Annotated in this window: 27 protein-coding genes and 1 tRNA gene; 8 read left to right on the top strand and 20 right to left on the bottom strand. The window is 67.9% G+C overall.

Translation table 11 applies throughout. The features are described from left to right. Complete coding sequence (locus GJG85_RS22200; RefSeq protein WP_050012370.1) at positions 1 to 1,248, top strand: RhtX/FptX family siderophore transporter; 1,248 nt, start codon at positions 1 to 3, stop codon at positions 1,246 to 1,248. An 84-nt stretch (positions 1,249 to 1,332) separates the two neighbouring features. Here the strand turns inward: GJG85_RS22200 and GJG85_RS22195 are convergent, their stop codons facing one another. After that, on the bottom strand, positions 1,333 to 2,574 hold the full coding sequence (locus GJG85_RS22195) for an MFS transporter (RefSeq protein WP_204384412.1): 1,242 nt from the start codon (positions 2,572 to 2,574) through the stop codon (positions 1,333 to 1,335). A gap of 141 nt (positions 2,575 to 2,715) precedes the next feature. On the opposite strand from GJG85_RS22195, the gene GJG85_RS22190 reads away from it, so the two are divergent. Then, positions 2,716 to 3,588 carry a LysR family transcriptional regulator gene (locus tag GJG85_RS22190; RefSeq protein ID WP_050012372.1) on the top strand — a complete coding sequence of 291 codons (873 nt, stop codon included), beginning with the start codon at positions 2,716 to 2,718 and terminating at the stop codon, positions 3,586 to 3,588. A 74-nt stretch (positions 3,589 to 3,662) separates the two neighbouring features. Here the strand turns inward: GJG85_RS22190 and GJG85_RS22185 are convergent. Then, positions 3,663 to 3,747, bottom strand: a tRNA-Leu gene (locus GJG85_RS22185). A gap of 143 nt (positions 3,748 to 3,890) precedes the next feature. Here GJG85_RS22185 and GJG85_RS22180 point away from each other — a divergent pair. Further along, on the top strand, positions 3,891 to 5,204 hold the full coding sequence (locus GJG85_RS22180; protein WP_089489600.1) for a leucine-rich repeat-containing protein kinase family protein: 1,314 nt from the start codon (positions 3,891 to 3,893) through the stop codon (positions 5,202 to 5,204). 10 nt (positions 5,205 to 5,214) lie between these two features. On the opposite strand, the gene GJG85_RS22175 is transcribed toward GJG85_RS22180, so the two are convergent. The 8 genes from GJG85_RS22175 to GJG85_RS22140 all read right to left on the bottom strand — a co-directional run bounded on the left by GJG85_RS22175 (position 5,215) and on the right by GJG85_RS22140 (position 10,670). Then, a complete protein-coding gene (locus tag GJG85_RS22175) occupies positions 5,215 to 5,847 on the bottom strand; it encodes a LysE family translocator (protein WP_089489599.1) in 633 nt (210 codons plus the stop codon). A gap of 101 nt (positions 5,848 to 5,948) precedes the next feature. Continuing rightward, on the bottom strand, positions 5,949 to 6,122 hold the full coding sequence (locus GJG85_RS22170) for a hypothetical protein (protein WP_165948044.1): 174 nt from the start codon (positions 6,120 to 6,122) through the stop codon (positions 5,949 to 5,951). A 32-nt stretch (positions 6,123 to 6,154) separates the two neighbouring features. Beyond that, positions 6,155 to 6,598 (bottom strand): copper chaperone PCu(A)C, encoded by a 444-nt coding sequence (locus GJG85_RS22165; protein ID WP_050012450.1) that lies wholly within the window; start codon positions 6,596 to 6,598, stop codon positions 6,155 to 6,157. Positions 6,599 to 6,690: 92 nt separating this feature from the next. Continuing rightward, positions 6,691 to 7,056, bottom strand: a complete 366-nt coding sequence (locus GJG85_RS22160; RefSeq protein ID WP_050012375.1) for a copper resistance CopC family protein — start codon at positions 7,054 to 7,056, stop codon at positions 6,691 to 6,693. A gap of 291 nt (positions 7,057 to 7,347) precedes the next feature. After that, positions 7,348 to 7,725, bottom strand: a complete 378-nt coding sequence (locus tag GJG85_RS22155) for a DUF2946 domain-containing protein (RefSeq protein ID WP_050012451.1) — start codon at positions 7,723 to 7,725, stop codon at positions 7,348 to 7,350. A 93-nt stretch (positions 7,726 to 7,818) separates the two neighbouring features. Next, a complete protein-coding gene (locus GJG85_RS22150) occupies positions 7,819 to 8,313 on the bottom strand; it encodes an SRPBCC family protein (protein ID WP_089489784.1) in 495 nt (164 codons plus the stop codon). 58 nt (positions 8,314 to 8,371) lie between these two features. Beyond that, positions 8,372 to 8,674, bottom strand: a complete 303-nt coding sequence (locus GJG85_RS22145; RefSeq protein ID WP_050012376.1) for a 2Fe-2S iron-sulfur cluster-binding protein — start codon at positions 8,672 to 8,674, stop codon at positions 8,372 to 8,374. A gap of 82 nt (positions 8,675 to 8,756) precedes the next feature. Next, positions 8,757 to 10,670 carry a sigma-54-dependent Fis family transcriptional regulator gene (locus GJG85_RS22140; RefSeq protein WP_050012377.1) on the bottom strand — a complete coding sequence of 638 codons (1,914 nt, stop codon included), beginning with the start codon at positions 10,668 to 10,670 and terminating at the stop codon, positions 8,757 to 8,759. 186 nt (positions 10,671 to 10,856) lie between these two features. Between GJG85_RS22140 and GJG85_RS22135 the strand changes: the two genes are divergently transcribed. Further along, the gene (locus tag GJG85_RS22135; protein WP_235356163.1) at positions 10,857 to 11,132 is read left to right on the top strand and encodes a DUF2964 family protein; all 276 of its coding nucleotides are present in this window, start codon (positions 10,857 to 10,859) and stop codon (positions 11,130 to 11,132) included. A 240-nt stretch (positions 11,133 to 11,372) separates the two neighbouring features. Beyond that, positions 11,373 to 11,660 (top strand): DUF1488 domain-containing protein, encoded by a 288-nt coding sequence (locus GJG85_RS22130; RefSeq protein ID WP_006486743.1) that lies wholly within the window; start codon positions 11,373 to 11,375, stop codon positions 11,658 to 11,660. A gap of 242 nt (positions 11,661 to 11,902) precedes the next feature. On the opposite strand, the gene GJG85_RS22125 is transcribed toward GJG85_RS22130, so the two are convergent. Next, positions 11,903 to 13,204: an NCS2 family permease gene (locus GJG85_RS22125; protein WP_050012378.1), complete on the bottom strand. Its 1,302-nt coding sequence runs from the start codon at positions 13,202 to 13,204 to the stop codon at positions 11,903 to 11,905. A gap of 744 nt (positions 13,205 to 13,948) precedes the next feature. Here GJG85_RS22125 and GJG85_RS22120 point away from each other — a divergent pair. Then, complete coding sequence (locus tag GJG85_RS22120; protein ID WP_006480752.1) at positions 13,949 to 14,227, top strand: hypothetical protein; 279 nt, start codon at positions 13,949 to 13,951, stop codon at positions 14,225 to 14,227. A 160-nt stretch (positions 14,228 to 14,387) separates the two neighbouring features. Here the strand turns inward: GJG85_RS22120 and GJG85_RS22115 are convergent, their stop codons facing one another. Continuing rightward, positions 14,388 to 14,762 carry a DUF2917 domain-containing protein gene (locus GJG85_RS22115; RefSeq protein ID WP_050012379.1) on the bottom strand — a complete coding sequence of 125 codons (375 nt, stop codon included), beginning with the start codon at positions 14,760 to 14,762 and terminating at the stop codon, positions 14,388 to 14,390. Positions 14,763 to 15,103: 341 nt separating this feature from the next. After that, positions 15,104 to 15,472 (bottom strand): DUF2917 domain-containing protein, encoded by a 369-nt coding sequence (locus GJG85_RS22110; RefSeq protein ID WP_089489783.1) that lies wholly within the window; start codon positions 15,470 to 15,472, stop codon positions 15,104 to 15,106. Between the two features lie 239 nt (positions 15,473 to 15,711). Between GJG85_RS22110 and GJG85_RS35045 the strand changes: the two genes are divergently transcribed. After that, the gene (locus GJG85_RS35045; protein ID WP_239468996.1) at positions 15,712 to 15,942 is read left to right on the top strand and encodes a hypothetical protein; all 231 of its coding nucleotides are present in this window, start codon (positions 15,712 to 15,714) and stop codon (positions 15,940 to 15,942) included. 23 nt (positions 15,943 to 15,965) lie between these two features. Here the strand turns inward: GJG85_RS35045 and GJG85_RS22105 are convergent, their stop codons facing one another. The 7 genes from GJG85_RS22105 to GJG85_RS22075 form a co-directional block, all read right to left on the bottom strand. Then, a complete protein-coding gene (locus GJG85_RS22105; RefSeq protein WP_089489597.1) occupies positions 15,966 to 16,556 on the bottom strand; it encodes a DsbC family protein in 591 nt (196 codons plus the stop codon). 146 nt (positions 16,557 to 16,702) lie between these two features. Then, positions 16,703 to 16,852, bottom strand: a complete 150-nt coding sequence (locus GJG85_RS22100) for a hypothetical protein (RefSeq protein WP_160300503.1) — start codon at positions 16,850 to 16,852, stop codon at positions 16,703 to 16,705. 112 nt (positions 16,853 to 16,964) lie between these two features. Continuing rightward, positions 16,965 to 17,201: a hypothetical protein gene (locus GJG85_RS22095; protein ID WP_050012382.1), complete on the bottom strand. Its 237-nt coding sequence runs from the start codon at positions 17,199 to 17,201 to the stop codon at positions 16,965 to 16,967. A gap of 25 nt (positions 17,202 to 17,226) precedes the next feature. After that, a complete protein-coding gene (locus GJG85_RS22090; RefSeq protein WP_050012383.1) occupies positions 17,227 to 17,514 on the bottom strand; it encodes a hypothetical protein in 288 nt (95 codons plus the stop codon). 78 nt (positions 17,515 to 17,592) lie between these two features. Further along, entirely contained in the window at positions 17,593 to 18,498 is a 906-nt protein-coding gene (locus GJG85_RS22085) for a metal-dependent hydrolase (RefSeq protein ID WP_089489596.1), read from the bottom strand. Positions 18,499 to 18,533: 35 nt separating this feature from the next. Next, on the bottom strand, positions 18,534 to 20,321 hold the full coding sequence (locus tag GJG85_RS22080; RefSeq protein WP_050012385.1) for an SDR family oxidoreductase: 1,788 nt from the start codon (positions 20,319 to 20,321) through the stop codon (positions 18,534 to 18,536). Between the two features lie 44 nt (positions 20,322 to 20,365). After that, entirely contained in the window at positions 20,366 to 21,265 is a 900-nt protein-coding gene (locus GJG85_RS22075) for a M24 family metallopeptidase (RefSeq protein WP_204384410.1), read from the bottom strand. 506 nt (positions 21,266 to 21,771) lie between these two features. Here GJG85_RS22075 and GJG85_RS22070 point away from each other — a divergent pair. After that, positions 21,772 to 23,049: a haloacid dehalogenase-like hydrolase gene (locus tag GJG85_RS22070; protein WP_050012387.1), complete on the top strand. Its 1,278-nt coding sequence runs from the start codon at positions 21,772 to 21,774 to the stop codon at positions 23,047 to 23,049. Positions 23,050 to 23,113 lie beyond the last annotated feature (64 nt).

Below are 23,113 nucleotides of genomic sequence, written 5' to 3'. Positions count from 1 at the left end.
ATGCGCGATCTGTTCGAACATCGCCGCCTGGTCGTCACGATCACGCTGCTTTACCTGTCACAGGGCATCCCGATCGGCATCGCGATGGACGCGATGCCGACGCTGCTGCGCCACGACGGCGCGCCGCTTCATGCGCTCGCGTTCCTGCCGCTCGTCGGGTTGCCGTGGGTCGTGAAATTCCTGTGGGCGCCCGTCGTCGACAATCGCTGGTCGCCCCGCATCGGCCGGCGGCGCAGCTGGATGCTGCCGATGCAGACGATCGTCGTGCTGTGTCTCGTCTGCCTCGCGCAGATCGGGATGACGGTCGCGACGGCGAGCTGGGCGGTCGGGCTGCTGGCCGTCGCGTCGCTCGCGAGCGCGACGCAGGACATCGCGAACGACGGGATGGCCGCCGAGCATTTCAGCGGCGACACGCTCGCGAAGATCAACGCGATCCAGATCGCGGGCGTGATGATCGGCTTCTTCGGCGGCGGCGCCGGCACGTTGACGCTGATCGGCATGTTCGGCCAGCCCACCGCGTTTCTTGCGCTGGCGGCCGTGCCGCTCGCGAGCCTCGTCTGCGTGCTGGGGGTGTTGCCGCGCGACGCGGATCGCGCGCGCGCCCGGCCCGAACATGAGGCGAGCCTCGTGCGTTTCGCGAAGCGGCCGCGTTCGTGGTCGCTGCTGTCGCTCGCGCTGCTGTCGGCGATGACCGCCGTATCGGGCTTCGGCCTGTCGAAGCTGTTCCTCAACGACGCGGGCTGGTCGCTCGATGCGATCGGCACGCTCGGGATGGCGGGCGGCGTCGTGACGGTCGTGCTCGGGTGCGGCGGCGGCGCGTGGCTCGTGAGGGCGCTCGGCCTGTGGCGCGCGTTTACGGCCGGCGTGAGCTGCGCGGGCGCGGCGGCGCTGCTGTGGTTCGCGCAGGCGAGCGGGTGGCTGCCGGTGTCGCCGTCGTGGGCGTGGCTGTGCACGGTGCTCGGCTCGCTGGCGACCGGCATCACGTCGGTGTCGATCATGACGGCCGGCATGCGCTTCGCGGGCGGCAGCGATCAGGCCGGCACCGACGTGACGGCCGTGCAGAGCACGCGCGATCTCGGCGAGCTGATTGCGTCGTCGACGATTCTGTCGCTGACCGCGAAGGTGGGTTATACCGGCGGGTTTCTCACGGGCGTCGCGCTCGCGGTGCTGGCGGCGCTGATCGCGATGACGCTGCGGCGGCGCGAGGCGGCGTATGCGGTGAAGGGGGACGATGCGCTGGTGTCGTGATGGTTGCGCGGCCGGCGCGCGGTGCGTGGTGCGGGCCGCGCGTCGCGCCGAACCGCGTCGCATCATGCACGGTTCACGCGCCGCTCAAGCACGGCTCAACCGCCGCGCGGCCAGCAATGCGACGGCGAGCAGCACCGCGACATACGCGGCGACGCTCGTCCACGCGCCGCGTTGCCAGAATGTGCCGCCGACCGAGCCGAGCACGCTCGACCCGACATAGTAGGCGAGCAGATACAGCGACGCCGCATGCCCTTTCGCGGCGCCCGCGAGCGCGCCGACCCAGCCGCTCGCGACCGAGTGCGCGACGAAGAAGCCGATCGTCACGAGCACGATGCCGACGACGATCGCGACGAGCGAGTGCGACAGCGTCAGCGCGAGGCCCGCCGCGAACACGACGATGCCGCTGACGAGGACCGGCGCCCGCCCGAGACGATCGGCGAGCGCGCCGGCGCTCGACGACGACACCATCCCGAACAGATAGGCCCCGAAGATCAGCCCGCAGGCGGTCGGGCTCAGGTTGAACGGCGCCGCCATGAGCCGGAACCCGGCGTAGTTGTAGATCGTCACGAACGCGCCCATCACGAGGAAGCCGATCGCGAACACGAACGGCAGGCGTGCGTGACGCAATTGCGCGTGCCACAGCCGCAGGTGGTGACGCAGCGTCAGGTCGGTGCGCTTCACGAAGCGTCGCGACGCCGGCAGCAGCATCACGAACGCGAGCGCCGCGAGCAGATCGACGACGCCGATCGACAGCATCGCCGTGCGCCACGAGAAGTGCTCCTCGAGCGCGCTCATCCCGATCCGTCCGATCATGCCGCCGAACGCGGTGCCGCCGACATAGAGCCCCATCGAGAAGCCGAGCCCGTCCGCGGCGATTTCTTCCGCGAGATAGGCCATCGCCACCGCCGGCACGCCGCCCAGCGCGAAGCCTTCGAGCGCACGGCAGACGAGCAGCAGGTGCCAGTTCGGCGACAGCGCGGCGAGCAGATTGAACAGCGCGGCCAGCGTCATCGACACGAACATCAGCCCGCGCCGCCCGACCCGTTCGGATAGCGCGCCGGCGCACAGGATCGACACCGCGAGCATCCCGGTCGACAGCGATAGCGACAGCGAACTCGACGTCGCACCGACGTTGAATTCGCGGGCGAACGCGGGAAGCAGCGGCTGCACGCAGTACAGCAGCGAGAAGGTAGAAAAGCCGGCGAGGAACAGCGCGAACGCGATGCGCTTGTACGCGGCCGAGCGCGGGGACACGCCGGCCGGCAGCGCATCGGGCGCGGACGGTTGTGTACCGGGCATGGAGCGGGAAATCGAAGCGGAGGACATGAGGGCACTCGATGTGCGACGGAATACACGAATTCTTGCGCACGGTCATGTATATGTCCAATATATGAAATGAACCGCAGCAATATGTTTTAACACTGGCTCACGCGCCAACCCGACTCACCCCGCGAGGTCACGTCACGCATGGAACTCCGGCATCTCCGCTACTTTCTGGCCGTCGCGGCCGCATCGAATTTCACGAAGGCCGCCGAAACGCTCGGCATCGGCCAGCCGCCATTGAGCCAGCAGATCAAGGCGCTGGAGAACGAGCTCGGCGTGGAGCTGTTCAAGCGGACCGCGCGCGGCGCCGAGCTGACGCTGGCGGGCGAGGTTTTCGCGGAAGAGGCGCGACGCGTGCTCGACGATGCCGAGCGCGCGGCACGGGCGGCGAGACGCGCCGCGCGCGGGGAAACCGGCCATTTGCGGGTTGGCTTCACCGGGACGGCCGCGTTCAATCCGAAGGTGTCGGATCTGATTCGCCGCTTTCGCGAGGCGTTTCCGGATGCGGAACTGACGTTGCAGGAAGCGACGTCGGGTGTGCTGCTGGAGGCGCTGGAGGCCGGGCGCCTCGACGTCGCGATCGTGCGGCCCGAGCGCCGCGTGGCCGCGACGCTGCGGGTAGCCGACTGGGACGAGGAGCCGATGTTCGTCGCGCTGCCCGTCGCGCATCGGCTGGCGCAGCGCCGGCGCATCGAGCTGGCGGAGCTGGCCGACGAGTCGTTCGTGCAGGTGCCGCGCGCGGCCGGCGGCGCGCTGTTCGACGATATCGTCGCCGCGTGCAAGGCCGCCGGGTTCGAGCCGCGCATGGCGCAACCGGCGCCGCAGATCGCGTCCGCGGTGACGCTGGTGGCGGCGGGCCTCGGCGTGTCGGTCGTGCCGAAGGCAATTACGCAGGTGCAGGTTCCCGGGGTCGTATACCGGCCGTTCGCGGGCAACCGGTTTCGCGCGAGGCTGGCCATTGCGTCGCGCTGCGACGAGCCGTCCGCGGTGGTGCGGAATTTTCTGCTGCTCGCGTAGCGGGCAACAAAAAACCCGCGAAGCCATCTGCTGTCGCGGGTTTCTGAAATGCGGGAATGCGAGGAAAGCGCATCTGGTGCCGACGGCGAGACTCGAACTCGCACAGCTTTCGCCACTACCCCCTCAAGATAGCGTGTCTACCAATTTCACCACGTCGGCACTGCAAGGGGCGCAATTCTAACGTCACATTTCGCATTTGTGAAGGGGGGATGACAAGGTCGTGTACGGGCACCTCGTCGATCCCGGTAGAATTCGTCCGATCGACCCGACGGGTCCCCGCAACCGCCCCCCGTTTTCTCCCCGTGACCCACACCCTCGAACAACTGCAGGCCGGCCAACTGTCGGGCGCGCGGCAACTGAAGCTCGCGTGCGGACTGACCGAATTTCCGCGCGAGATCTTCGATCTGGCCGACACGCTCGAAGTGCTCGACCTGACCGGCAATGCGCTGTCCGCGTTGCCCGACGATCTGCCGCGGCTGCATCGCCTGCGCATCCTGTTCGCGTCGGGCAACCGCTTCACCGCGTTCCCCGACGTGCTCGGCGCGTGCGAACGACTCGACATGATCGGCTTCAAGGCGAACCGGATCCGCACGGTGCCGCGCGGCGCGCTGCCGCGTGCGCTGCGCTGGCTGATCCTGACCGACAATGCGATCGACGAACTGCCGGCCGACATCGGCGACTGCGCGCGGTTGCAGAAGCTCATGCTGGCCGGCAATCGGCTGCGGGCGCTGCCCGCGGAAATGGCCGCATGCCGCGCGCTGGAGCTGGTGCGCCTGTCGGCGAACCGGCTGCCCGCGTTGCCGGACTGGCTGCTGCGTCTGCCGCGTCTCGCGTGGCTCGCCGTGGCCGGCAATCCGTTCGGCGCGGCGCCGGAGGCCGCGGCGTCCGCCGGGTCGGACGTCGCGGAGATCGACTGGGCCGCGCTGTCATGTGAACGGAAACTGGGCGAGGGCGCGTCGGGTGTCATTTATCGCGCGCAATGGCGGGCGGACGGCCATCCGCCGCGGACGGTCGCGCTCAAGCTGTTCAAGGGCGCGGTGACGAGCGACGGCCTGCCCGATTGCGAAATGGCCGCATGCCTGCATGCCGGCCGCTACCCGTACCTGATCCCGGTGATCGGCAAGGTGCGCGGGCATCCGGACGGCACGCACGGCCTCGTGATGGAGCAGGTCGATCCTGCGCTGACGAACCTCGCCGGGCCACCGAGCTTCGCGTCCTGCACGCGCGACGTCTATGTCGCCGATACCAAATTCGATCCGGCGCACGCGTTGCGGATCGCGCACGGCATCGCGTCGGTCGCCGCCCATCTGCATGCGCGCGGCATCATGCATGGCGACCTGTATGCGCACAACATCCTGCACGACGGCGCAGGCGGCGCGTTGCTCGGCGATTTCGGGGCGGCGTCGCTGTACGACGTGAACGAGCGCACGCGCGGCGCGAGGTTCGAGCGGCTCGAAGTGCGCGCGTTCGGCTATCTGCTCGGCGAATTGCTCGAGCGCTGCGAACCGCACGCCGGCGCGCTCGATGCGCTGGCGGCGGCGTGCATGAACGAGGACGTCGACGCGCGGCCGTCGTTCGACGAGATCACGGCCGCGCTGGCCGCTCGCATGGGCTGATGGGGGCGGCTTACGCCTGCCGCGCGGTCAGCAGTTTGATACCGAGCCCGACGAACAGCAACCCGCTCGCACGCTTGAGCGCGCGCACCGCGCGGCTCATGCCGACGCCGCGATGCAGGCGGCGCACGCCGGCCGAATAGACGCTGTGAACGACCACGACCGTGCACGCGATCGTCGCGTACATCACGACGAACTGTAGCGCGAGCGGGCGATCGTGCACGACGAACTGCGGCATGAACGCGGACAGGAAGATCATCGTCTTCGGATTGCTGCCCGACACGAACAGCGCTTCGCGGAACAGCTTCCGGCGATCGGGCACGGCGAGTTCCACCGCGCCGCTCGATGCGACGCCGGCCTGGCGGTCGCCGCGCAACTGCCGGACCCCCAGAACCATCAGGTACGCTGCGCCGATCACCTTCATCGCGACGAACAGCGGCGGCATCGCCGCCAGCACCGCGCCGACGCCGAGCGCGACCAGCAGCACGACCACGCCCTGCGCGACGAGGTTGCCGGCGATCGTCGCGGCGGTGCCGTGCGCGCCGTAGCGCACCGTGTTGCGAATCACGAGCAGCACGTTGGGGCCCGGCGACAGCGTCGTGGCGAGATAGGCTGCGGCAAACAGCATCCAGGTCTGAATGGACATGCGGCGCTCCGAAAGGCGGTTCCGGCGGTCGGGATGAAGCGATGATCGCACGCCAATAATGGCGCGGACCGCTACCGCCGGAACCGTGCGGTAGCGGCGCGTCAGCGCGCGTCGCGCATGCAGTACGCGGGAATCGACGGCGGCGTGTCGATGGCGGCAGGCCGCGTCATCCACGCGATCCACGCGGCCCATAATCCGCAGGCGATCAGTACCGCGACGTTCAGCGGGGTCCGGTAGCGGACGATCAGGTCGGCCAGCGGCAGGCGGTTTTTCATGTGCCTCTCCTTCGGTCGTGAGGTCGGCGGCGTTACTGACCGGCGTAGGTCGGCGCCTTCGCGTCGCAGGTCACGGACACGGTCGAGCCGTCCGCGAAATGCAGCCGGAGCGGCACCTTCGTGCCGGGCGCGACGGCCTGGCGCGGTTCCTCCAGCATCACGTGATAGCTCTTCGGCTTGAACGTCAGCGTGCCGTGCGCCGGCACGACGACCGAGTCGACGTGCACCATCTTCGCGGTGCTGCCGCTCGTCTGCGTTTCATGCACCATCGCCATCCCGTAGGCGGGCGTGTCGATACCGGTCAGCGTCGCGGGCGCGTCGCCGCCGTTCTTCAGCGTGAAGTAGCCGGACGACGGCACCGTCGCCGGCATCGTGCGGATCCAGCACGCATCGGCCTGGATGGCCGGCGCGGCGAAGGTGGCGGACGCGTGCAGCGCCAGCGCGATGAGCAGGGCAGTCGGAAGAGGGCGTTTCATCATTTGTTCTCCTTATCGGGTGCGATGCCGACGGCATCGATGCGAATGCGGTCGGCACGGGGCGCCGATGCGCATTCCCGGCGTGACGTGCGTTACTTCAGCGTGAATGCATAGCGGCCGTGCGTGCGATGGCCGTCGCTGGCCACCGCGATCCACGCGACGGTATAGGCGCCGGGCTTCAGGCTCGCCAGTGCGACGTGCATCCGCTTCCGGTTGCCGGCGTCGACGGCCGACTTCCCGTCGACGACCGATTGCCCTTGGCTGTCGGTCACGGCGATCGAGCTGAACGCGGGCTCGAGCGCTTCGCCGAAATCGATCGTGACTGCGTGCGGCGCGCTCGACAGCGTGGCGTTGGGCGCCGGGTCCTGCATTTTCGGGAGCGCGTGCGCATGCGCGGCGTGGAGGGCGACGAAGCCGAGTGCGGCGAGTGCGCCGCGAACGAAAGTAGCGGTTTTCATGGCTGGGTGTGCGAGTAACGAATCGGATGGAAAAAGACGGATTCGACGGACGGCTGCGCGAGCGGCATCGATGTCGGCGGCGCTTAGCGCGGACGTGCGAGGGCGCGCATTCGCATGCGGGCGAATGCAGGCACGGCAATCCGAACCGGTGGCGGCCAACCGCGCACCCGGCACGACGCCGCGCGCAGCAGGGTGAGACATGATCGTCCTTCGAAACGTGACATGTCGCGCACGCGGGCGGCGTGCGCGGGCGACGCGATGCACGACGGCATCACGCGCAATGGCGACGGATCAGGACGTGAACGGCGGGGCGCGCGGTTGCGCGGCCGTGAGCGGCAGCGCGCGGCGCAGGCTTTCGAAGCGGGTTGCCGCGCGATGCTCGATCGCGTGCACGCGGGCCGCGAACGTCAGTTCGGGAGCGGGTAGCGCGGGCGTATGGGCAAGCAGGCTGCAGTAGCCGCATGCCTGCAGATGGGCCTGCAGGCTTTTCGTCGACGCATCGGCGGAGCGGTCGCCGGCGGCCGGCGCGGCCGAACAGTAGCCGGCCAGCAGCGCGTCGACGCGCCCCTGCGTGGTCAGCGCCTGCGAGATTGTCGGCGCGAGCGCCGTCATCAGGATGGCGAACATCCCGATCAGACTGCCGATCTTCCGGAGGCGACGACTCAGCATGCGATGCACGGCGGCGGGTGGACTGACGATGCGGGCGATTATGCCACGCACGTCGGTTCGCCGGTCGGCACCCACCTGCGGCATCGCGGCGCGCTATGCGTGCAGCGCCAGATACTTCGCGATCAGTGTCATCTGCGCGGCCCAGCCCTGGTCGTTCATGTCGCGCGCCGTCGCGCGACGCGCTTCGATCAACTGGTCGAAACCCGTTTCGGTGACCGTGAGCAGCGTGCCGCCGGCTTGTGCCGCGAGCGTGAACGTGACGAGCGTCATCGGTTCCGACGCGTAATCGACATTCGGATCGATCGCGAACGGATGCCAGCGAAACGAGAACAGTTGCTTGGGTTCGATACGGTCGACGACGATTTCGAACACGGTGCCCGCATAGGGCTCCTGCGCCTTGGCGACGTCGTCGTCGACGCGGGTCGGCGTGATGCGACCGAACAGCGACTGGCCGGCCTCGAACGGGCCGTCGAACGACACGCCGAACCACTGGCCGAATTCGCCGGAGTTGCTGACGGCTGCCCACACGCGGTCGGGCGACGCGGCGAGCATCGTCTGTTTTTCGATGCGATCGGTTTGCTGGACCATCATGTTCTCCATGCAGGATCGAGCGTTGCAGAACGACGCGCGCGGCCGCGCGCCGCGTCTAGTCGAGCATGGCTGCGTCGGGCACGTCGAGCACGAGGTCCGACGTCGCGACGGCCACGCACGGCAGCGTATAGCCGTCGGCTTTTTCGTCGCGGGAGAGCCCCGGCCATTCGATCGTGTAGCGTACGCTGCCGCTGACGATCCGGCAAAGGCAGCTTCGGCACGTGCCGTTGCGGCACGAGCGCGGCAGCGATACGCGTGCGAACGCGGCGGCTTCGAGCACGGTCAGCGTATCGGGTGCGTCGAAGCTTGCGCCGAGCGGCTCGATGCGCACGACGGGCGGGTGTTCTGGATCGGTCATGAGTGAAGCGGGCGGCGGTTCGGCGGCAACGCGCCAAGCATACCCGAAGCCGCCGGCGGCCGACGGCCGCCAGCCGCGTGCGTCAGTGCCGCCGCAGATACCGGTACACGGTGTTGCGGGCGAGGCCGAGCTCGCGCGCGGCCGCCGATACGTTGCCGCCATGCCGCGCGAGCACCGCATCGATCATCGCGGCCTGGTGGCTGTGCAACGTCGTGCCTTCGCGTTTGCCGGCCGATGGGATCGATGCGGCCGGTATGGCTGCCGCCGACGTAGTGGCCGCATCGTCGCAGTCGAGCCAGAAATCGTCGGGCAAATGCGCGAGCGTGATCTCGGCTTCGTCTTCGGCGAGCATGCCGGCCGTGCGCAGCACGTTGGTCATCTGCCGCAGGTTGCCGGGCCAGCGGTGGCGCGCGAACGCGTCGAGCACGTCGGCCGCGAGGCGGCGCGGCATCGGCTCGCTGCGCGCGAGCCGCGCGAGGATCCGCTCGACGAGCGCCGGCAGGTCGGTGCGTGCGGCGAGCGCCGGCAGCGTGACCGCGAGCCCGTTGATCCGGTAGAACAGATCCTCGCGGAACGTGCCGTCCGCGATCATCGCGCGCAGGTCGCGGTGGGTCGCGCATACCACGCGCACGTCGACCGGCACCGCGCGTGCGCCGCCGAGCGGCATCACCGCGCGTTCCTGCAGCACGCGCATCAGCCGAACCTGCTGCGCGAGCGGCATGTCGCCGATTTCGTCGAGAAACAGCGTGCCGCCGTCGGCCTGCGCGATCTTGCCGGGGCTGCCGCGCTTGCGCGCGCCGGTGAACGCGCCGTCCTCATAGCCGAACAGTTCGGCCTCGATCAGCGAATCGGGCAGCGCCGCGCAGTTGACCGCGACGAACGGGCCGTCCGCGCGCGGCGACGCCTGGTGCAGCGCGCGGGCGAGCCATTCCTTGCCGGTGCCGGTCTGGCCGAGGATCAGCAGCGGCAGGTCGCGCCCGCGGATCTTCGCGACGCGTTCGAGCACGGCGGCCATGCGCGCGTCGCCGGTGTCGAGCGTCGCGAACGTGATCGCATCGGGGTCCGGCGCCCGCACGCGTGCGGCCGGTGCCGGCGGGGTGACGGCGACGGTCGTTTTCTGCGCTTCAGGGAATTCGCAGCGGGCGAGCACGCGCACGCCGGTCGACAGCGTGAGACGGAACGTGGCGCCCGGCGCGCGCGCGGCCTGCTGCGCGAGCTGGGCGAAGCGCATGCCGAACAACGCGTCGCTGGCCTGATGCTGCAGCGCGTCGAACGACGCGCCGAGCTGGAATTGGGCGCTGCGGTTCGCGGCGATCAGCCCGCCGTCGGGGCCGAACGCGACGAGCCCGGCGAACAGCGAATCGACGCAATCCTCGTGGGCGTGAAAGCGCAGCCGCAGCGCTTCGCCGCACTGGTTCGCGAACAGGTGGTTCTCGATCAGCTGCGCGGACATCCGCACGAGCGCGAGCGTATGCGGGCTGGAGCCGCGCGGGTCGCCGCTCACGTCCAGCGTGCCGAGCGTGCGGCCGAACGGATCGACGATCGGCGCGCACGCGCAGGTGAGGATGTGGTTCGCGCGCAGGAAGTGTTCGGCACCGTGCACGACGACGGCCTGGCCCGACGCGAGCGCGGTGCCGATCGCGTTGGTGCCGCGTGCGCCTTCGGCCCACGACACGCCGTTGCACAGCGCGACGCGGTTGGCTTTCTCGATGAAGTCGGCATCGCCGATGCTGTGCAGGATCACGCCGTCGGCGTCGGTCAGCAGCACGAGGCTTTGGGTCTCGGCGATCTGCGCATGGAGATCCTCCATCACCGGGCGGGCGTGCGAGAACAGCGTGTGGTTCGTGTCGAGCAGTTCGCGCAGCGCGACGCGCGACAGCGGCGCGAAATCGGGACGCTCGTGCGCGCGCAGGCCGACCGCGGTCGAACGCGCATGCGCCTGCGCGAGCAGGTCGGTACGCCCCGCGGTGGCGGGCAGCACGAAGGGTTGCGGCATGATGTGTCTCCTGTTCCCCGGAGCCGCCGGGGCCGACCGGATCGGAAGCGGCGGCGGAGTGCGTCTCCGCTCGCGGCGCACCATGGGGCGCGACAGCCGTTCGTCCGGGTACGCATCATCATACAAGCGCCACGTGCGATGCGCGACTGCCGATAAAATCCCCTTGCTTTCAAGCGCCCGCCTGCAATGATGGAAATGGAGCACGCACGCGCCGTGTTCCGCACTGCAACATGCATGCGACGCGACATGCATCCGTTCGGGAGACGCATCATGGTTCGGACGGAACTGAGAGTCGTGCTGGCGGCCATCGCCACCTTCATCATGCTGGGCGGCATTGCCGTGGCGATCCACGGATTGCTGTTCGATCTGACCGATGCGGTGAGATACGGGGCGGCCGCGATTGCGGTGGGCGTCACGACCGCCGCGATCGCGCTCAACATCTGGCCGACCGATCCGCACTGACGCCGTTTTCCGAAACGGTGCCGGATGCCGCGCAGATCAGACGAAATGCGCGTCGGAACGACGCACACCGAAATTTTTGTGTCCCGCGCGAAACCGTCTAAAGTGGAATTCAACCGGCATGCAGCGACCGCGCCACACTCCGCGGTCGGGGCCTCCGCCGGCGAGCCCGCGTACATTTCGTCCGGCCGGTAGCGGACGACGGACGCGGTCATTCGTTTTCTACCGGTCGAGGCGGCTCCCATGCAGATCCATTTCACGAACGAGAAGCCGGAGTATTCGGGGCGTGACCTGATGCTGGGGTTCACGGCGCTGGTCAATGGCGAGCGGGTCCAATGCCAGATCACCGCCGAGGCGCTGGAAGACCACTTCGGCGCGGCATCGCCGCGCTTCGAGGACATGGTCGGCGCATTCGACCAGCACCGCGAGCGTATCGAGGCGGCCGCACGGCGCCTGCTGTCGGAAACGCGCGCGCAATGCGTGACGCTGCGCAGCGGCTACGTGCGTTTCTACGAGGCGAACTGGCGCTGACGGCACGACGCCCGTCTCGCGGCGCGCCCGGGCGCGGCGCACGCGAAGACGCCGCCTTTCACGCAATGCCGTTCGGTGGGGCCGGGCGGCATTTTCGTATGCGGGCGGCACCGGTCGACCGGGCGCACGCACGACGCAGCGCGGCGCGGCGATTCTCGGGATCGCAGAAAAAATCGCGAGGAAACAGAAACGCCACCCGGAGGTGGCGTTTTTTCATCATGCCGCGCTGCGATGCGCTTCGCTTACTCGCTGCCGAGATAGAAGAAGCGGAACAGGAACACGGCCGCGATGATCCACACGATCGGCTTGACCGTGCGCGCCTGGCCCGTCAGCAGCTTGAGGCCGCCGTATGCGATGAAGCCGAACGCGACGCCGTTCGCGATCGAGTACGTGAACGGCATCAGCAGCGCGGTCAGCGCGGCCGGCACGGCTTCCGTCGCATCGTCCCACGGTACTTCGACCATCTCGCGCAGCATCAGGCACGACACGTACAGCAGCGCCGGCGCCGTTGCGTAGGCCGGCACGACGCCGGCGAGCGGGGCGATGAACAGGCACGCGAGGAACAGCACCGCGACGGTGATCGCCGTCACGCCCGTGCGGCCGCCGGCCTGTACGCCCGACGCGCTTTCGATATACGCGGTGGTCGACGACGTGCCGAGCACCGAGCCCGCGACGATTGCCGTGCTGTCGGCGAGCAGCGCCTTGTTCAGGCGGTTCATCTTGCCCTCGACGAGCAGGCCCGCGCGGTTCGCGACGCCCATCAGCGTACCCGTCGCATCGAACAGCTCGACGAGGAAGAACACGAGGATCACGTTGATGATGCCGGTCGACAGCGCGGCGCCGATGTCGAGCTTGAACAGCGTTGCATCGATCGACGGCGGCGCGGAGAACACGCCGTGGAACTGGTTGTCGCCGAAGAAGAACGACAGCACCGTGACGCCGATGATGCCGATCAGGATCGCGCCGCGCACGCGCAGGTGGTCGAGCGTGACGATCGTGAAGAAGCCGACGATCGCGAGGATCGTCGTGGGCTTGTGCAGGTCGCCGAGCGTGACGAGCGTGGCCGGGTTGCCGACGATCACGCCCGACGTCTTCAGCGAGATGATGCCGAGGAACAGGCCGATACCGGCGGTGATCGAGATCCGCAGCGATTTCGGAATGCCGTTGACGATCGCCTCGCGCACGCGGAACAGCGTGACGAGCAGGAACAGGCAGCCGGAGATGAACACCGCGCCGAGCGCGGCCTGCCACGTGAAGCCCATCCCCTTGACGACCGTGTACGCGAAATACGCGTTCAGGCCCATGCCGGGCGCGCAGGCGATCGGGTAGTTCGCGTACAGCCCCATGATGATCGACGCCAGCGCCGCGACGAGGCAGGTCGCGACGAACACGGATTCCTTCGGCATGCCGGCATCGCCGAGGATCGCGGGGTTGACGAAGATGATGTAGGCCATCGTCAGGAACGTGGTGACGCCCGCGAGTATCTCGGTGCGGAAGTCGGTGCCGGCTTCAGCGAAGCCGAAATACCGCTTGATGGATTCCATGAAGGCGTTTCTCCGGTCGGATCGTGTTGATTGTTGTGCCGAATTGTTCTACAGGCAGCGCGCGGCGGGCTTAATGTAACCAGCCACTATTGCGCGGCTATCGGCGGATTGTAATAGCGCGGATAGCTCGGACGATATAGTTGGAGGGCACGATCGGTTGCCTGCGCGCGAACGGCCTGGCAGCCCGGCCGCGCGACGAAGGCGCGCATTTTACCGGTTCGCGCGGCGCGGACCGGCAGAAATGGCGGAAACGGGCGAAACGAAGGAAGCGGAAGCAGGAGGAATGCGGAAAACCGGCCGATGCGTGCGCAACGGCACGGCGGCCGCGTCGCGCATGGCGAGTGTGCGACGGCTTGCGACTGAAACCGCGCGCCCGCACGTGCGCGCGGCCGGTACGAATGCCCGGCAGCTGCCATTCATCAGCCCAGGCGGCTGCAGATATCGGGCTATCCTGCGCCGAAGCCGTCCCGTCCGCAACTGTCATTTCGCGATGCGGGCGCGACTGTGGTTTCTGTGTAAAAGATTGCAAGACCCCATCGCATAAACCGGCAAGTCTTTCTAGGATAGATACACCGCGCATGCACACGCCGGCCGGTAATTGCCGACGCGGGGGAGTCGCAGTCCGTGCAGGCCAGGCGGTGAATGGCGGTCAAGGCCGTTGCGCGTTTGGGCAGGCACGGCCGGTCAGGCGCGGCAGATTGCGATTGCCCGATGCGGGTTCGTCCGTAAATCACGGAGGTCAGCATGTTGAACTGGATCAGCCGTTGGGCGATGCGACACGCCCCCACGCCGGAAAAAACCGCTGCATCGATGCTCGTGACGGCGCGCATGGAACTGTTCGCAGCCGAACAGCGCGTCATCGATGCGAAATTACAAGCGGATTACTGGCGTACACGAGTGTCATTCCTCGAAGAGGTGCAGAAGCAGGGCATCGATCCGTGGGTGACCTCGCAGGCAGCGCAACGTCCCGACCTCGATTCCACTCCACGGAGCACGGGCCCGCGCCTCGCCGCCAGCACCTGATGCGCACACTGCATCCGGTCGTTGCGCACGGCGTGCGATCGCTCGCGGCACGCACTGGTGTGCCGCGGCATTCGATGCGCACCTGCGGCGTGCTGCGCCGCGGGTGCGTCCGTTTCCGGTCGCGGCCGTTCCGCGTCTCGCGTGCTTGACGGCACGTCGCTCATCCGCTGCTTCTCCCTATCCCGACGAGCAAACGTTGCACTTGCGCGAGCGCGCGCCTGAAGCGCTCGCCGCGGCGCACGTACGCGGTCGTGATCGTCGCTTCGGCCGATCGGTCGGCGTCGGTGCCGATCCAGATGCGCTCGCCGCGCGCGATGCGCAGCACGTCGCCGGGCCGCACCCAGTCGTCGTCGACGCTCGGCGGGCGCGTGACCCACAGCGCCGCGCCATGCGCGCGGAGCTCCGCATCCTGCGGCGCGCGCCAGGTCATCGTCGTGCGCGGCGCGATCGCGAAACGGATCACGACAGTCGGTAGTGCGATCGTGCCGGTGCGGCGCCGATCGGGACGATCAAACAGCTGGCTTGCCTGGTCCATCGTCTTCTCCATTCAGTGAGCCGGACGGATGACGCGCACCAGAACAAAAAGGCCTCATCCGTTTCCGGCGAGGCCTTGTGTGACATGCGGTACTGCTCGATTGCTAACGCACAAGCGCCTCCCGTGAATCATTCTTTCGAATGTTCATCGAGCAATGAATCGCGACGGCGATGAGCTTGAACGTAGGCATGCGATCGATTTTGTTGTCGGGCCGCAGTGTTGTCAACGACTATTTTCGGGAGAGGCGCGGGCGATACGTTGCCGCGCGCGTGCTGCGTTTCACGAGGTCGCTGCGCGCGCGGATCGAGCGCGCAGCGATGCACGATGCGTCGCTCGGGACATCATCGACATCGTTCGCCCAGCATGGTGCGCAACTGCGCGAGCGCGCGCGCAAGCCACGCGTCGCGCTTCATCACGTACACGGTCGTGATCGAGGCTGCGGCGGGCCGCTCGTCGTCGGTGCTGATCCAGATGCGATCGCCGCGCTGCACGCGCAGCACGTCGCCGGTTCGAATCCAGTAATCGTCGACGCTGCCCAGCCGCGTGATCCACAGCGTCGCATCGTGCACACGGATCTCGGCGTCGTGCCGGGCACGCCACGCCAGCGTCCTGCGCGGCGCGACCGTGAAATGCAGCTCGACGCTCGGCAATGCGATTGCGTCGGTGCGGCACCGATCGCGACAAACAACCAGCCGGCTTGCTTGGTCCATCGTCATCTCCATCCGTTGAGCCGGGCGGGATGACGCGCACCAAAACAAAAGGCCTCATCCGTTTCCGGCGAGGCCTCGTGACATGCGCAACCGAATCTCGATGCTAACGCACAAGCGCCCCCGGTGATCGCCACGCATGGGCGTTCACTCGTGTTTTATGCGCGATGGCGTTGGGCTTGAGCATAGGCATGGGAACGAGTGTGTCGTGGCAGCGCGGCGCTGTCAACGGCAATTTCGAGATACGTGGCGGTTACGCGTCGCGTTGTGCAAGGCCGTTCACGAGCAGCTCGGACAGCAGGCCCGTCATCGATGCGAAATTACAGGCGGATTACTGGCGCACACGGGTGTCATTTCCCGAGGAGGTGCAAAAGCAAGGCATCGACCCGTGGGCGATCTCGCGGGCGGCGCAACGCCCCGACCTCGATTCCACTCCTCGGAGCACCGGCCCGCGTCTCGCCGCCAGCACCTGATGCGCGCATTTCTTCGAGCAGGTTCAGTCGTTCAGCAACGTTTCGATGGCGGGTGCGGAAACCGCACCGGACATCATGCGGCCGTTCGCGTTGAACAGCGTCGGCGTGCCGCGCAGGCCCAACGCAAGGCCGAGCGAGCGGATCTGCGCGAGCGGTGCGGCACACGTGCCGGCGGCAGGTTGCGCGTTGTCGATCATCCACGCTTTCCACGCCGCATTCCGGTCATTCGCGCACCAGACGCCACGCGCATGCGCGGCGGCCTGCGGATGGAGTCCCTCGAGCGGATAGAGGAAGGTGTGAATGGTGACGTTGTCGATCCGTTCAAGCGTGCGCTCCAGTCTTTTGCAATGGGAACAATCCGGATCGGAGAAGACATAGAGCGTGCGCTTGCCGTTGCCGCGAACCGTCTTGATCGCGTGGTCGCGCGCCATCGACGCGAGAACCCGGCCGGTGTCGCGCTCCGCAATGCGGGTGCCGGAGGGCAGCGCGATCGCGCCGGAAGACGCCGCAGGCGCGCCGTGACTTGCCGGTGCGGGCGCCGCGTTCAGGATGGAGGGGAGGCTCGCGAGCAGGCTCGCAAGCACGGTCAACTGGAGCAGTGTTCGTTTGGTCATATTGATACGGTATGCGAATAATGTGGAAGGTCCGCACACCAGATGACAAACGAGTGCGAGCCCGGTTCAGTGCATGCCGTGAACGAGTCGGCGATGCCCGGGCGACCGGGCATCGTGCCGGCTTGCTCGGGCAACGCGCGCGGCGCTCAGCGGCTGGCTGCTTCCTCCGTGCTCGCCTGGTCGCTGGTCTGTTGCTGGGCAGCGGGCGCGTCGTGGTCAGGATCGTCGCAGGCCACGGCGTTGCCGCTGACGGCGAATGCTGCGGCGAGAGCAAGTATCACTCGGGATGCGTTCATCAGATAATCTCCGGTTTCGATGGGTGGGAACGCCTTTTGGGGTGACACAAGGCGTTCGGGATTCGTATTGTGTCCACGCGGCATCGATGCGACCAACTTCCTGAAAAGAATCTCAATACGCGAGTGCTTTCGGTCCCTTGTTCCCGCTGGCGCGCAAGCTCGAAAAAAAGGCCTCGACCGTTTCCGGCGAGGCCTTGTGTGAGGGGCGGCGGTACTGATCGGCGCGCTCACGCACCAGCGCCACCGATGACGCGCCGATTCGTGCATGTGCCCGGCGATGGAGCGCGATGGCGATGAGCGCGAACACCGGCACGCGAGCGAGCGCGTCGCCGCGCAGCGGCGGCGTCAACGACAGTTTTCGATGCGGGCGCGGGTTACGCGTCGCGTTGCGCGAGGCCGTTCACGAGCAGCTCGGACAGCAGGCCCGTCATCCCTGCCGGGTGCGTGGCCGCGCGGGCCTTCAGTTGTTCGACCAGCTCGGCGTTGAGCTTGCACGCGAACGGCACGAGGCCCTGTTCCTGGTCGAGCTTGCGCTGCGCGCGACGGTCCAGCTTGGCCGCTTCGTCGGCGCCCTTGCCGAAACGCGCGGAGCTCGACTGTTTCATCGCATGCGTCAGCTTGAGCGCCTTGTTCTTTTCGAGATCGGTTTTCTTCATGGCCATCGCGGCACCTCCGGGAAATTGAAGCCGCGATTGTACGCATTTCGGCGGGCGCCGCCCCCGAACCGGCCGGAAGCCCGCTTATGCGCCTTTCGTCGTGCCCCAGTTGCCGCCGTGCGCGGCCGCCTGCGCGGCCGGCGAGCGCGCGAGGTACGCGAGCGCCTGCTCGGTCGAGCCTTCGCGGTGCGGCGTATAGCCCGGCTTGAAATAGCGCAGCGCCGCGCCGATCACCTTCCAGAACGACGGCAGGTGCCCGCGCCGCGAACCCTGCCACCACGCGAGCACGAAGCCCGGGTAGCGGCCGGCGTCCGGGTCGCGCCGGTACATGAACTTCGCGCCGGTCGTGATGTAGTAGAGCAGCAGCAGGATCACGAACGCCATGTGCACGCAGCGCTCCGGATAGGTGCCGCCCAGGTGCCGGTAGATGTCGAACGCGACGGTGCGGTGCTCGACTTCCTCGGCGCCGTGCCAGCGCAGCAGGTCGACCATCGTCGGGTCCGCACGGCCTTCGTCGAGCCCGTGCGCGTTCAGCACCCAGTTGCCGAGATAGCCGAAGAAATGCTCGAGCGACGCGATCACCGCGAGTTGTTGCCGCAGCCAGAAGCGCGTATGGCCGATCTTCAGCCCGAGCGGGGCTTCGCCGAGCACGCGCGTGAACAGCCGGTTGAGCTTCTGCGTGAACGGCTTCGTGTCGATGCCGTGGCGGTCGTAGTAGTGCTTCAGTACGCCGCCGTGCGAGCGCGAATGCACGGCTTCCTGCCGCAGGAAGCCTTCGGCTTCGTCGCGCAGGCGTGCATCGGCGATCAGCGGCAGCGCCTTGTTGTACACGCGGCAGAACCACAGCTCGCCTTCCGGGAACAGCAGGTTCAGCGTGTTGATGATGTGCGTGCTGCCCGGATCGTTCGGCACCCAGGTGACCGGCGTGTCGCTGAAGTCGAACTTCACGTGCCGGGCCCTGATCTTGTGATAGTCGGCGGTATCGGTCATGTTGTCCCCCTGTCCTTGTGCGGCGTCGTGCGCCGTCAATGCGATGCCATGCTGATGCGCGCGATCATCCGGCCCAGCCACGGCATGAAGCGGCCGACGAAGCGCAGCGCGTGCGCTTCGCCGCCGACCGCGACGACGGGGCGGTTGCGCAGCACGCCGTCGACGATCGCCTGCGCGACGGTTTCGGGTTTCAGGCCGCGCATCTGGTACAGCCTGGTCGCGCGCTTGCGCAGCCGCGCTTCGTCCTGCGCGTCGGCGCCCGCGTAGTGCGTCGACGCCATGATTCCCGTCTCCGCGAAACCGGGGCACACGGCCGTCACGCCGATGCCTTTGTCCGCGAGCTCCGCGCGCATGCATTCGCTGAGCATCAGCACCGCGGCCTTCGTCGTCGCATACGCGGGCAGGTCGCGCGACGGCCCGAACGCGGCGGCCGATGCGGTATTGACGATGTGCCCGCCGGTGCCGCGCGCGGCCATCTGCTGCGCGAACAACCGCGAGCCGTGGATCACGCCCCACAGATTCACGTGCAGGATGCGCTCCCAGTGCCGCGTGCTCGTGTCGAGGATGCCGCCGGCCATGCCGATGCCCGCGTTGTTGATCACGACGTCCGCGCCGCCGAGTTCGCTGCCGACCCATGCCGCGAGCGTTTCCATTTCGTCGGCGGACCCGACGTCGACGCGCTTCGCATGCGCGTGCGCGCCGGTCAGCCCGATGAGCAGCGCGGTGCGTTCGGCGCTCGCGAAATCGATGTCGCATGCGACGACCGTCGCGCCTTCGCGGGCGAAGGCCAGCGCCGCGCAGCGGCCGATCCCGCTGCCCGCGCCGGTGACGACCGCGACCTTGCCGCCGAAGCGCCCGCTGGTGGCGCGGCGGCGCGCGTTCGCGAGCGCGGGCGGTTCGTTGCCGGATTCGACCGCGTCGATCAATTGCCCGGCGAGATCCGCGAAGCGCGCGGGATCGGCGAGCGGCAGCCAGTGGCCGGCCGCGACTTCGCGGCGGTAGTACTGCGGCACCCAGCGCGACAGGTTTTCGGACAGCGCGGGGCTCACGTATTTGTCGCCGAGCGGCACGATCGTCTGCACCGGTGCGTGCGCATAGCGTTCGCGCGGCGCGAACAGGCAGCGGATGAAGTTCGCGCGATACAGGCGCACGCCGCGCGCGCCGTCGTCGGCCTGGGTCGGGCGCGGCGCGACAGGCGTTTTCTCGAGCCGGCGCAGCAGGCCCGGCCACGCGCGGCCCAGCCACAGCCGCCAGCCGAGTTCGGGAAGAAACGGCAGGTGGAACAGATACACGTACCACGAGCGCACGAGCTGGCCGCCGAGCCTGGCGAGCGATGCGGGCGTCGGGTGCAGCACGCGTTCGCGCAGCCAGAAGCCGACGTGGTCGAGGCACGGCCCCGAGCACGACGTATACGACGCGATACGGCCGGCCAGGCGCGGATCGGTGACGAATTCCCAGCCCTGGATCGACCCCCAGTCGTGTGCGACCAGGTGCACGGCCCGGCCGGGGCAGAGCGCATCGATCACCGCGACGAAATCGTCGGTCAGCTTCGCGAGATGGTAGTCGGCCGTGCGTGTCGGCACGCCGGACAGGCCCGCGCCGCGCACGTCGTACGCGATCACGTAGTGTCGGCGCGCGAGCAGCGGCGCGACGTGCTGCCAGACGCTGCTGTCGTCGGGATAGCCGTGCACGAGCACGACCGGCGAGCGGGCCGGGTCGCCCCAGGTCCGGACCGCGAGCGTCAGGTCGCCGGAGGCGACCGCCGTTTCGCCGTGAACCGATTCGAACAGGGCCAGCGGCGCTTCGTCGGAAAGAGGCTGCATCGTGAGTCCGTCGTTCAGGGAGTCGAGGGAGAGGTGCGGGCGCGTCAGGCGGCGGCCGGAACGTTCGCCGCGGCCTGCGTGCGTTCAGCCTGGCGGCGCTGCCAGCGGCGCACGTGCGGCAGGTCGTCGTCGAGCCAGTACGCGTCGTCGTCGGTGATCACGAGCAGTTCCTCGAATTTCGCGCCGACGCCGGCGAAGCCGAGATGCGGCTCGACGGCCCACAGGCCCGGCACCGGCGCATGCTCGGAGCGGCGGTCGATCGACCACAGCGGCGACCAGCCCTGCCGTTTCGCCGCGCGGCCCTGGTCGAGCAGCAGGTTGCGCGTCGCATTCAGCCCGAAGCGCGCGACGAAGCGCGGCTTCGACAGCTTGTGGATCTTCGCGACGCGATGCGCGAGCACCTTGAACGGATACGCCTTGTGACGCGGCTCGACGCCCTGGCGGCGGCACAGCGCGTCGACTTCCTGCGCGACTTCCGCCATCGACCGGCGCGCCTTCACGAGCCGCACGATCAGGTCGCGATGGTCCATCAGGTCGTCCTGCAACTGCTCGAGGATCGGGTTGCGGCCGAGACAGTGCGCGTAGCCGATGTCGGCGACGATGCCGTCGAGCACCGGCGCGACGTCGAGGATTACCGGCATGTCGGTTTCGAGCTGGCGGTTGCTCGGGAAGAACGCGAGATTGAAGCCGCCCATGTGCTTGAGGCCGGAGAAGCCGTCGAACGCGGTGCGGTCGCCGAACCATGCGAACGGCTTGTGCAGCCAGTCGTGCACGCCGTGATCCTGCAGCCATTCGGTCAGCAGGCGCGCGGCTTCCTTTTCGGTGATGCCCGGATAGAGCATCGCGCCGACGGTCTCGACGCAGCGGTAGGCAAGCTGCTGAACCGCGCGGAATTGCGGCAGTTCGTCGAGGTGGACTTCCGGCAGCGGATGGTGGGCGGTCATGATGCGTCTCCATGTGTCGGCCCGCGTTTGCGTCTCGGCGCGACGCGGGTCCAGTGCGAGGCTGGGGCGCTGATCCGGAACGCCTCCGCCGATGATCCCGAGCGGATTATTCAGCCAGCATTTAATGTGCCATTGTTCGATGTAACAATCATAGCCGGTTTGGTCTCATACGCCAGCCCTTGGGGATGAGGGCTTCTCCTAATGAACGGTCGAAATGGAGGGGAAGCTCTAGGTTTGCGGCGGTCGGGGCCGGAGGGTTGGTGCGTGCTCACGCGTCCTAGGCGGGGGAGCCGGCCGGGAGCCCCCGCGAGGCTCCGGCGCCCGCCCGGCATGTCGCGCCGGATCAACTCCCCGTCGCGTCGCGGCACGACGCTGTCAAATTGCCGAAATAATTTCGTCACATCATCCGCCCCGATTCGAAGCCTTTTCGGCTTCGCGAGGCCGGTGTGCCGCGCGTCGCGCGGGGCAGCGACCGAGCCGATTCGACATTTCCACGGAGAGAGACCATGCAACGCCGCCGGTTCATGAACACCCTTGCCGCGGCGACCGCCGCGACGCCGCTGATGCTCAAGGCCGGCATCGCCGGCGCGAAGAGCGCCACCGCGCCGGATGCGCTGGACCCGGGCCGCTGGTCGCCGTTCAACGCCGCGCGCCTGCAGGCGGTGCTCGACCGGCATGGCGTCAAGAGCGCGCGCTACGACGCGAAGCGCCGCCCGTATGCGGTGTTCGACTGGGACAACACGTGCATCATGAACGACTGCGAAGAAGCGCTGCTGATGTACCAGATCAACCATCTGCAGTACAAGCTGACGCCAGACGAGTTCGTCGCCGTGATGTGGAAGGACGTGCCGAAGGGCGCGTTCATGAAGGACTACACGACCGTCGACGGCAAGCCGGTGACGATGGAGGACCTCGCCGCCGACGTGGAGTCCGACTACCGCTGGCTCCATGCGAATTACAAGGGCCTCGGCGGCGACAAGAGCCTCGACGAGATTCGCGAGACCGATCCGTTCAAGGATTTCCGCGCGAAGCTGTACTTCATGTACGACGCGATCTGCGACACGCACCCGCTCGAAGTCGGCTACAAGTGGATCATCTACTTCTACAAGAACATGACGACCGCTGAATTGCAGGCGATGGCGGAAGCGTCGAACAACCACGGGATCGGCGACGCGCTGCGCAAGGTCCGCTACGAAAGCCCGAAAGCGCTGCCGGGCAAGGCAGGCGTGGTGGCCGATACGCATTTCCACGGCATCCGCATTCACGAGGAAATCCGCGCGGTGATGCATACGCTGCGTGCGAACGGCATCGACGTGTACGTGAGCACCGCGTCGCTCGACGACGTCGTGCGCGTATTCGCCGGCAATCCGAACTACGGCTACGGCGTGCCGCCCGAGAACGTGATCGGCCTGCGTCTCGACATGCAGGACGGCAAGTACACGAGCACCTATCCGGCCGGCTGGCATTTCAACTGGGGGCCGGGCAAGACGGTGGGCATTCGCAACGTGCTCGCGTCGAAGAAGGGCTACGGCCCGCTGCTGGTGTTCGGCGACAGCGACGGCGACGCGTGGATGCTGCGCGATTTCAAGGACACCGCGGCCGGCGTGATCGTCAACCGGATGAAGAAGGGCGAGATCGGCGCGGACAGCAAGCTCGCGGCCGAACAGATCGGCAACCCGGACGCGCGCTTCCTGCTGCAGGGCCGCGACGAGCACACGGGGCTGATGATCCCGGACGAGAAGTCGATCAAGTACGGCAAGGCCGAACGCAAGCTGCTGGCCTGACGCGGGCGCGGCGGCGCAGCCCACGCGCCCGCGCTTATCGGTATCGGCCCGCGGCGCCGTGCGG

The organism is Burkholderia sp. MS389, assembly GCF_016899425.1.
Taxonomy (GTDB): Bacteria; Pseudomonadota; Gammaproteobacteria; order Burkholderiales; family Burkholderiaceae; genus Burkholderia; species Burkholderia sola.
This window is presented reverse-complemented; position numbering and strand designations above follow the sequence as displayed.

Excerpts from the sequence above, each read along its gene's own strand:
- GJG85_RS22200 (WP_050012370.1), top strand. The coding sequence starts at position 1 with ATGCGCGATCTGTTCGAACATCGCCGCCTGGTCGTCACGATCACGCTG.
- GJG85_RS22195 (WP_204384412.1), bottom strand. The coding sequence starts at position 2,574 with ATGTCCTCCGCTTCGATTTCCCGCTCCATGCCCGGTACACAACCGTCC.
- GJG85_RS22190 (WP_050012372.1), top strand. The coding sequence starts at position 2,716 with ATGGAACTCCGGCATCTCCGCTACTTTCTGGCCGTCGCGGCCGCATCG.
- GJG85_RS22175 (WP_089489599.1), bottom strand. The coding sequence starts at position 5,847 with ATGTCCATTCAGACCTGGATGCTGTTTGCCGCAGCCTATCTCGCCACG.
- GJG85_RS22170 (WP_165948044.1), bottom strand. The coding sequence starts at position 6,122 with ATGAAAAACCGCCTGCCGCTGGCCGACCTGATCGTCCGCTACCGGACC.
- GJG85_RS22165 (WP_050012450.1), bottom strand. The coding sequence starts at position 6,598 with ATGAAACGCCCTCTTCCGACTGCCCTGCTCATCGCGCTGGCGCTGCAC.
- GJG85_RS22160 (WP_050012375.1), bottom strand. The coding sequence starts at position 7,056 with ATGAAAACCGCTACTTTCGTTCGCGGCGCACTCGCCGCACTCGGCTTC.
- GJG85_RS22155 (WP_050012451.1), bottom strand. The coding sequence starts at position 7,725 with ATGCTGAGTCGTCGCCTCCGGAAGATCGGCAGTCTGATCGGGATGTTC.
- GJG85_RS22150 (WP_089489784.1), bottom strand. The coding sequence starts at position 8,313 with ATGGTCCAGCAAACCGATCGCATCGAAAAACAGACGATGCTCGCCGCG.
- GJG85_RS22145 (WP_050012376.1), bottom strand. The coding sequence starts at position 8,674 with ATGACCGATCCAGAACACCCGCCCGTCGTGCGCATCGAGCCGCTCGGC.
- GJG85_RS22140 (WP_050012377.1), bottom strand. The coding sequence starts at position 10,670 with ATGCCGCAACCCTTCGTGCTGCCCGCCACCGCGGGGCGTACCGACCTG.
- GJG85_RS22135 (WP_235356163.1), top strand. The coding sequence starts at position 10,857 with ATGATGGAAATGGAGCACGCACGCGCCGTGTTCCGCACTGCAACATGC.
- GJG85_RS22130 (WP_006486743.1), top strand. The coding sequence starts at position 11,373 with ATGCAGATCCATTTCACGAACGAGAAGCCGGAGTATTCGGGGCGTGAC.
- GJG85_RS22125 (WP_050012378.1), bottom strand. The coding sequence starts at position 13,204 with ATGGAATCCATCAAGCGGTATTTCGGCTTCGCTGAAGCCGGCACCGAC.
- GJG85_RS22120 (WP_006480752.1), top strand. The coding sequence starts at position 13,949 with ATGTTGAACTGGATCAGCCGTTGGGCGATGCGACACGCCCCCACGCCG.
- GJG85_RS22115 (WP_050012379.1), bottom strand. The coding sequence starts at position 14,762 with ATGGACCAGGCAAGCCAGCTGTTTGATCGTCCCGATCGGCGCCGCACC.
- GJG85_RS22110 (WP_089489783.1), bottom strand. The coding sequence starts at position 15,472 with ATGGACCAAGCAAGCCGGCTGGTTGTTTGTCGCGATCGGTGCCGCACC.
- GJG85_RS22105 (WP_089489597.1), bottom strand. The coding sequence starts at position 16,556 with ATGACCAAACGAACACTGCTCCAGTTGACCGTGCTTGCGAGCCTGCTC.
- GJG85_RS22100 (WP_160300503.1), bottom strand. The coding sequence starts at position 16,852 with ATGAACGCATCCCGAGTGATACTTGCTCTCGCCGCAGCATTCGCCGTC.
- GJG85_RS22090 (WP_050012383.1), bottom strand. The coding sequence starts at position 17,514 with ATGGCCATGAAGAAAACCGATCTCGAAAAGAACAAGGCGCTCAAGCTG.
- GJG85_RS22085 (WP_089489596.1), bottom strand. The coding sequence starts at position 18,498 with ATGACCGATACCGCCGACTATCACAAGATCAGGGCCCGGCACGTGAAG.
- GJG85_RS22080 (WP_050012385.1), bottom strand. The coding sequence starts at position 20,321 with ATGCAGCCTCTTTCCGACGAAGCGCCGCTGGCCCTGTTCGAATCGGTT.
- GJG85_RS22075 (WP_204384410.1), bottom strand. The coding sequence starts at position 21,265 with ATGACCGCCCACCATCCGCTGCCGGAAGTCCACCTCGACGAACTGCCG.
- GJG85_RS22070 (WP_050012387.1), top strand. The coding sequence starts at position 21,772 with ATGCAACGCCGCCGGTTCATGAACACCCTTGCCGCGGCGACCGCCGCG.